This is a genomic window from Sphingomonas sp. LH128 (genome assembly GCF_000293195.2).
Classification (GTDB): domain Bacteria; phylum Pseudomonadota; class Alphaproteobacteria; order Sphingomonadales; family Sphingomonadaceae; genus Novosphingobium; species Novosphingobium resinovorum_A.
The window spans coordinates 1-7,193 of record NZ_ALVC01000062.1; the positions used below are offsets into that span (position 1 = coordinate 1).

Annotated in this window: 7 protein-coding genes; all 7 read right to left on the reverse strand. The window is 64.4% G+C overall.

Annotated elements, in window-relative coordinates; genetic code table 11:
• Positions 1–60: 60 nt before the first annotated feature.
• Entirely contained in the window at positions 61–1,716 is a 1,656-nt protein-coding gene (locus LH128_RS05900) for a fimbria/pilus outer membrane usher protein (RefSeq protein ID WP_008828675.1), read from the reverse strand.
• A gap of 111 nt (positions 1,717–1,827) precedes the next feature.
• Positions 1,828–2,613, reverse strand: a complete 786-nt coding sequence (locus tag LH128_RS05905; RefSeq protein WP_008828676.1) for a fimbrial biogenesis chaperone — start codon at positions 2,611–2,613, stop codon at positions 1,828–1,830.
• A gap of 18 nt (positions 2,614–2,631) precedes the next feature.
• Entirely contained in the window at positions 2,632–3,159 is a 528-nt protein-coding gene (locus LH128_RS05910; RefSeq protein ID WP_008828677.1) for a Csu type fimbrial protein, read from the reverse strand.
• 31 nt (positions 3,160–3,190) lie between these two features.
• Positions 3,191–3,748 carry a Csu type fimbrial protein gene (locus LH128_RS05915; RefSeq protein ID WP_008828678.1) on the reverse strand — a complete coding sequence of 186 codons (558 nt, stop codon included), beginning with the start codon at positions 3,746–3,748 and terminating at the stop codon, positions 3,191–3,193.
• A gap of 442 nt (positions 3,749–4,190) precedes the next feature.
• Positions 4,191–5,252 (reverse strand): aromatic ring-hydroxylating oxygenase subunit alpha, encoded by a 1,062-nt coding sequence (locus LH128_RS05920; RefSeq protein ID WP_008828679.1) that lies wholly within the window; start codon positions 5,250–5,252, stop codon positions 4,191–4,193.
• Positions 5,253–5,362: 110 nt separating this feature from the next.
• Positions 5,363–6,766 (reverse strand): aldehyde dehydrogenase family protein, encoded by a 1,404-nt coding sequence (locus LH128_RS05925; RefSeq protein ID WP_008828680.1) that lies wholly within the window; start codon positions 6,764–6,766, stop codon positions 5,363–5,365.
• A 283-nt stretch (positions 6,767–7,049) separates the two neighbouring features.
• Positions 7,050–7,193, reverse strand: a 144-nt coding sequence (locus tag LH128_RS31980; protein ID WP_008828681.1) for an oxidoreductase C-terminal domain-containing protein, incomplete at its 5' end; no start/stop codon positions are given.

A 7,193-nucleotide genomic window follows, 5' to 3' on the forward strand; every position in this document is an offset into this window, starting at 1 on the left:
TTACTTCATATCCACCAAAACCCACGCCTCCCTGCGGGCTTCAGCGCTTTTCACAGACGACTAGATGTCGCCGTTGCCCAGCCGCGCCGCGCCGGTGTTCCAGCCGATGCCGCCCTGCGTGGGCACTGCTCGGCTGTAATCGACCCGATTGCTGTAGCGGCCGTTCTGTTCCCGCGTGAGGCTGGCGCTGGCCGTCCCGCGGTCCGCGCCCAGCGGGACCTGAAGCGTGAGCGAGGCCGTCCACGTGCGCGCATCGAGATCGCGTGTCGCCGAGGCGAACAGGCTGGACGAGCGGCCGACCGGAAGCGACCAACTGGCATTCACCAATCGCGTTCTTCCCTCCCCCCGCGTGCGGCTGTCGAAGTAGGCGGCGCCCACCGATCCGAAGCGGCCCAGCGCAAGGCTTGCGCTGGCCGAGGTCTGCCGCGTCGCGCTGATCCGCGAGCCGGACAGGGCGGCGAGATCGAAGAACCCCGCGTCCTGCCGCAGATGATTGACGGAAAACGAGAAGTCACGGCGCTGGTACTGGTAGCCGACCGCGATCTGGCCGCCTTCGCGCCCGTCCTTGCGGCTGCGGCTGTAAGCCGCGTTGACGACGCCGAGATTGCCTATGCGCAGTACGGTGCCCGCGCCGACGACGGCCATTTCGCGGCTGGCCTCGGCGTGGGCCTCTACCGTCAGCCTATCGTTCAGGCCGTGTCGGATCGATCCGCTGGCGACCATCGTGCCGTAGTCGAAACTGCTCTGCCCGTAGCGTTGGCGCACGGCGCCTGCAGCGACCGCATAATCGGTCAGTCCGGGCCTAAGCAGCGTGGTGGCGACATAGAAGGGAATCTGCGTCGTTACCTGCCGCCCCAGTGCATCGGTGACGACGATGCTGGCCTGACCGCCGCCGTTGATCTGCGGCAGCGGGTTCATCACGAAGGGCCCGGGCTGAACCGGGCCGCCAAACGCCTGGTGGTTGTCGATGAACAGTTCGATGGACGACGGAAGCGCTGCCTCGCCGGAAAAGGCGGGTACGGGATAGGTCACCACGTCGGGCCGCACCGCGAAATCCCGGGAAACCTGGATGCCGCCCAGCCGGATCGCGCTGCTCCAGGGCAGGGTCCGGGTGATCAGGTCGCCTGCCTCGTAAGTCGTCATGCTGTTTTCGTCGGAGCGGATCCAGCGCGTGTCATAGCGCATGTAGGATGTGCCGCCGCCGCCGGTACGGACCACGCCGGTACTGGAAAGCAGACCTGCCGGCCCGAATACGCGCACATCGTTCCACAGCGAAGCCGAGGCGGGAGCGCCGGGCGCATCGACCGCATAGAGGTCGTAGTTGACCATGACCCCGAAGCTGCTGCGCGCCGGTCCGGTATTGCGCCGCGGGCCGAAGCCGATTTGCTGGCCCTGTAGCCAGCGCGCCGGGACCTGGAGCTTCAGGCGCTGGTTGGGCACGTCGTACTCGGCGCTCACACCCGGCAGTTCGTCGACCATGACCTGGGCGGCGGCATCGCCTTCGGCCGGAAGGTTCAGCGCGCGCATGTCGCCTGCGGACAGGCGGAAATGGTCGCCGGTGATCTCTACCGGAACGATGACCCCGCTCGGCACGCCGTTGACGACGATTTCAAGCTGGATCGGCCCGGTTTCGGTTACCCTGATCCTGTCGTTGTAGTCGGCAGCCGCCGGAATATCGTCATATTTGGTCTCTGCCCGGCATGGGGCCATCGTCATTGCCGCGCACAGTCCTGCAAGGAGCGTCCACCCTAACTGACGAGGAATGGCGGCAAACGACAAGGTCCATCCTCCTTCCGCGTGCTGAAGGGGAGCGCGGCTTGGGCCATGTCAGGGCTGCCAGGGCACCATCGGCGCGGAGGAATTGTCCTCGACGTCGGCGAACAGCCTGGCTTGCGGCACAACGGCCTGCGCGATCGGAAAGCGCATCGTGGCTCCGGAGAGGATATAGCCGTGCGCCCCTTCGATTTTCGAGGAAGTCCCGTCGGAGCGTTTCTGCGCCACGCCGCTGAGGCGGCTGTGGCTCGCGCCCGGGTTGCGGATTTCGAGGACATTGCCGCCGTCCGCCTTTACCACGCGCCATTGCAGGGCGGGCCTCGCGGTGGTTTCGGTCTTCGCAGCGCGGGTATTCGCACCCTCGCCATAGGTGAACAGTGGCACGGAATAGCGCATCCGAAACCGGATCGCCGCTCCGGCGCCCTGAGCCGGGTTTCCGGCTTCGGCGGGCGAGTCTGCTTCGGTCAGCGGAATTTCATCGATGATGACACGATAGGACTGTTCGCTGCCTGCGGGTGACGGGGTGATCCTGGTCAGGCGGATGAGCTGCTGCTGTCCTGGCTCGATGCGGACCATGGGCGGCGTCCCGGTGATGTCCTTCTGCTCGACGAACCGCTCGTCGCCATCGATCTGCTGCCAGCCGAAGATGCGGATCTGCATGAGGATCGGGCGCTGGCCGGGGTTCTCCAGCCGCAGCGGCGTGGCGCGCTCGCCGCTTTCGATGACCGGGTTGATCGGCCAGATGACGACCGAATTGTTGCTTTGTGAATACGCAAAACCAGGCAGGAGTGCGCACGCGGCGAAGACCAGCAGCCTTGGCAATAGAGCGGGAATCTTCATGGGCGTGTCCTTTGTGACCTACCAGCTCAAGGTGACGGTCAGGGTGTCGGTATAAGTGCCCGGCGGCGTCGTGCCCGGCAGCGTCAGGCGGCCGTAGACGGGTAGCCTGACATTGTTCATGTTGGTGGAGGTCACCGCGATCGGTATCGCCTGGTTGATGCCGATCGCCTGTGCGCATCCGGCGTCCGCGCATAGGCTGTAGGCCAGCCGGTTCGCGGTGGTGCCCAGTTGCAGGGTGCGGCCTGTTGCCGCGTGCAGTCCGCCATCGATCGACATGGTCAGGCTAACGCCCGGCGTGCAGCGCAGGACGATCGCCTGGGATCCACTGATGTTGGCCTGTAGCGTCGTCGTGGCGACGGACGGTTGAGAGGGGAACGTCAGCGTGCCCATCGTGCCTGCGCTACCGCTCGTCCCCAAGCCATCGACGGCGCATCCGGCCGCGATCGTCGCGGATACCGCGAAAGTCTTGCTGGTTTCCGCATGAGCGGTACTGGCGATCACGATCGTCAGCGCTCCGGCGGAAATGGCTGCCCCAAGCCGGCGCATGCTCCTGTACCTGTCGGCTTCCGTCCCGGTCTCAAGGGCCGAATGCGATCGTCACGACGACGACATCGTTGTAGGTGCCGGTGATCAGCCCCGCAGCGCCGTAAGCCGTGCCGTATACGGTAACGTTCTGCGCGCTGCCGTCGGCCGCCAAGGCGATCGCGGTATTGGCCACGATCGGCGTCGCGCTTCCGGCGTCCCGGTAGAGATTGTAAGTCACGTAATTCGCTGAAGTCGTATGCTTCATCGAACGCGTGCCGGTCGTTCCGGTATTGCTTGTGCCCAATCCCGCCGAATTGCCCGCCGAGAACGAGATGGTCGGTTGCGTGCCGTTGCTGCACTGAATGGCGATGCCGTTTCCGGCCGTACCGACAAGCTGGGCGGTAGCCTGGGTGAAGTAGCTGTTCTGTACCCCGAAATCGAGCGTGCCGAAGTCCACGTTGGTCGTCGTATCGGGAACGACGGTATTGTTGATCCGGCAGGCGGTCGTCAGGACGATGGTGGCGTTGACGTTGCCGGTGATGGCGGCGCTGGCGGGCGTCGAAATCGCCGCGCTGCCCAGCAGAACAAACCCGATAATGTGCCTTTTCATAATCAGACCTCCTCAAAGCCATACGTGCTTTTCCAGAGGAGCAAGTTGGTATTAAATGATGACCAAATGGAAAACGAAACAACCGGTATGGTTCTATCGGGAGGACGCTCAAGACGTGCTGTGCTGTGTTGCTTGTTTTCAATCTTTATAGACGAAAGTAAAGTTCACAACTTCACACAATTTTACGCGCCTGGATTAGTGTCTTTGCAAAAGGCGCAAGGTGTTTTTCGGGGCAGGGCGTGCGTTTCGAGGGTCGAGCGGGCATACGGGTGCATTCCGGGTTGCAAAGATGAGGCGATTGCGCGCTGTCGCGACGTTCGGTCGCCGCGATCATGCTGCCGTGTGTGCGCCCGCGCATTAGCGCCGGATCGGTCCAATCCGTCACCCGCCGGTCCGATAGCGCGTCCCCGAAAGGCCCATCCTTGTCTTCGGGCGCTCCTCGTCAGTATCCGAAGAACCGTTTTAGCCCGAGGCGCTTGAGGCCGCGGCGATAGGTCATCGAACTCATGTCCGCCGGGATATGTGCCTCGTCGGTGGGGTCGAGCGGCAGCCATTCGGGCATCTGCGCCTCGACGATGGCCTTGTCCTCCTCGAAGATGCGCTGGTTGAAGTCGTAGACGTCCTGCACCGGCAGGTCGGTGTCGAAGTTGCGGGCGATCGGTGCGAACAGACGCGTGACCCGGGCCGAGACCGGCGAAGCGGCGTTCATGATGACCAGTCGGTCGGTGCCGGGGAAATGGATCTCCAGTGTCGCCGTGAACGGCAGGTGGCAGCGGAAATGGCGCAGCCAGTTGAATCCGGGAACTCCGCGCTGAGAGACGCCGATGGGATAGTTGCCTACCGAACTCCAGTATTCTGCCTCAAAGCCGTATTCGGTCCGTTTCGGCGCATAGGCCGGGACTTCGGCATTGTCGGGATCGGCGAAAGTCTCGGTATGCACGAAGGCGAAGTGCGCGACGTCGAGAAAGCCTTCCAGTTGGCGTCCCGCGAAGCCGTTGATGTCGATCCAGGGGCAGGTGATCTGCTGGAATTCGGACTCGTCCCAGTGCGGCATGTCGGGGATGTCGCCCGCCGCGGGAGCATCGCCCTCGGCGTCGAGGCAGGTCCAGATCAGGCCGTAGCGCTCGAAGCTGGGGAAAGTGCGCAGGTGCAGCCGCTCGGGAATGTCGCGCGCGGGGTGCGCAGGGACGTGGACGCACTTGCCGCCGCCCCCGAACCTGAGACCGTGATAGGGGCACACGACGCTGTCGCCCTGCTGCGTCCCTAGACTCAGCGGCACTCCGCGATGCGGGCACACATTGGTCGCGACGACGACTTCGTCGCCGGACTTGTAGATCACCAGCGGCTGGTCGAGCAGCCTGGTGCCGACCGGTTTCTCGCCCACTTCACGCGCGAGAGCGACCGGATACCAGTGACGGGCAAGGACGTACCAGTCTTCCGGATCAAAGGTGCAGCCGAGGGGAAGGGCAGGGCGAACAGGGGCAATGACGGCGGCAGTAGCCATGGAATTTTTATCCGCTGAAGGTTTCCAGCGCCTTTTCCGCCTCCTTTACCGCTCTATCAAACGCAATGATTTGCACATTGTGTTGCCAAAAATAGAGCGGGTTTCGTTCCTCAGCCAAGCGCTACGTTGACGATGCGCGGCTGGGTGAAGTCCTCCATGCCCTCGATACCCTGCTGGCGGCCGATGCCCGATTGCTTGGCGCCGCCGAAGGGGACGTCGAAAGGCAGTTCCAGGTGCTTGTTGACCCACACCGTCCCGCTCTCGATGCGCGAGGCGACTGCGATGCCGCGATCCACGTTCGAGGTCCAGACGGTGCCGCCCAGCCCGTAGTCGCTGTCGTTGGCCCGGCGGATCGCATCGTCGAGATCATCATAACCCAGTACGGGAAGTACCGGGCCGAACTGCTCCTCGCGTACGAGGCGCGCATCGTCGGGCAGGTCGCGCACGATGGTGGGCGCGATGAAGTAGCCATCGCCCGGCAGCGCTTCCCCGCCAGCGACGATTGTGCCTTGCGCGCGGGCGTCTTCGATGAAGCCAAGGACTTTCTCGAACTGGGCGCGGTTCTGGATCGGCCCGATGGTGGTGCCCTGTTCCAGCCCGTCGCCGACGACCGCCTCTCCGGCAAGCCGGGCGAGTTCGGTGCACAGCGCATCCATCATCGCGTAAGGGGCATAGACCCGCTTCACGGCGAGGCAGATCTGGCCCGCATTGGTGGTCGCGCCGCTGAATATCCGCGGTGCGACCTTGGCGACATCGGCGTCATCGAGAATTATCGCCGCGTCGTTGCCGCCCAGCTCCAGCGTGAAGCGCTTGAGGGTGTCGGCGGCGCCGCCGAGCACTTTCTTGCCGGTCGGCGTCGAGCCGGTGAAGCTGACGTGCGCGATGTCGGGGTGCCCGCTCAGGAGGGCGCCGAGATCGTTCTGGTCCACCAGCGTCTGGAAGACACCGGGCGGGAGGATCTCGGCGGCGACCTCGCCCAGCAGCAGAGTGGTGAGCGGCGTGGTCGGAGCGGGCTTGGCGATCACGGTATTGCCGGTGATGAGGGCAGGAGCCAGCTTCACCATCAGCAGTAGCAGCGGGTAGTTCCACGGCGTGATGGCGGCGACCACACCTAGCGGATAGCGCTGCTCGATGATCCGCTCATCCGCCGTGTCCCGCAAAATGCGCGGCTCGAGTTCGAGCGGCGCGTAGTAGGCGAGCGCGGCAATGGCGCCGAGAACTTCCTGCCTGGCTTCCTTCAGGGGCTTTCCCTGTTCCTGCGTCAGTATACGGGCGAAATCGTCGATCCGCGCGCGGATCGCCTCGGCCAGCGCGTCGAGGTAGCCTCGGCGCTGTGCGAAGCCGAGGGCCGCCCAGCCCGGGAACGCGCGTTTGGCGGCGGCGACGGCAGTTTGCGCCTGCTGCTCGTCGGCGCGGGGGGCGTTGGCAAAGGCAATGCCGGTGGCTGGATTCACGACCTCGATATCGGAGGCGCCATCGACCAGCGCTCCATCGATCAACAGTTTGTAAGACATCGTTGCATCCGTTCCTTGATCGACGGGCGACATGGTTCGCTCGCAGTAGTAGGCTACGGGATCACGCGATCTTCGATCCGGAGGGCAATGGCAAGCCGCGTCGTCATGATGTGGTGCTGATATGCGGTGGCGGCACGATGGGCGAGAGGCAAGCTGACGTCGTCCCGGACTTGATCCGGGACCTCTGGCCGTGAACTGCCTTGCTGTCGGCAGGGCGCCTTTACCCGAGGTCGCGCCTAAAGACCGCCACCGGTCCCGGATCGGGTCCGGGACGACGTCATTGTCAGACCAGTTCCTTGAGCGGCACGCCCGCGTCGGCGAGGCGCCCAATATCGGGCGTCGCGCCTGCCTCAACCAGCTTGCGGCCCTGCACGTAGTCCTTGACCATGTTCACGCAGTCCAGCGCCACGACCTTGCCCTGCTTGAG

Bases quoted from the DNA above. Each gene is read 5' to 3' on its own strand.
- LH128_RS05900 (WP_008828675.1), bottom strand. From the start codon at position 1,716: ATGACGATGGCCCCATGCCGGGCAGAGACCAAATATGACGATATTCCG.
- LH128_RS05905 (WP_008828676.1), bottom strand. From the start codon at position 2,613: ATGAAGATTCCCGCTCTATTGCCAAGGCTGCTGGTCTTCGCCGCGTGC.
- LH128_RS05910 (WP_008828677.1), bottom strand. From the start codon at position 3,159: ATGCGCCGGCTTGGGGCAGCCATTTCCGCCGGAGCGCTGACGATCGTG.
- LH128_RS05915 (WP_008828678.1), bottom strand. From the start codon at position 3,748: ATGAAAAGGCACATTATCGGGTTTGTTCTGCTGGGCAGCGCGGCGATT.
- LH128_RS05920 (WP_008828679.1), bottom strand. From the start codon at position 5,252: ATGGCTACTGCCGCCGTCATTGCCCCTGTTCGCCCTGCCCTTCCCCTC.
- LH128_RS05925 (WP_008828680.1), bottom strand. From the start codon at position 6,766: ATGTCTTACAAACTGTTGATCGATGGAGCGCTGGTCGATGGCGCCTCC.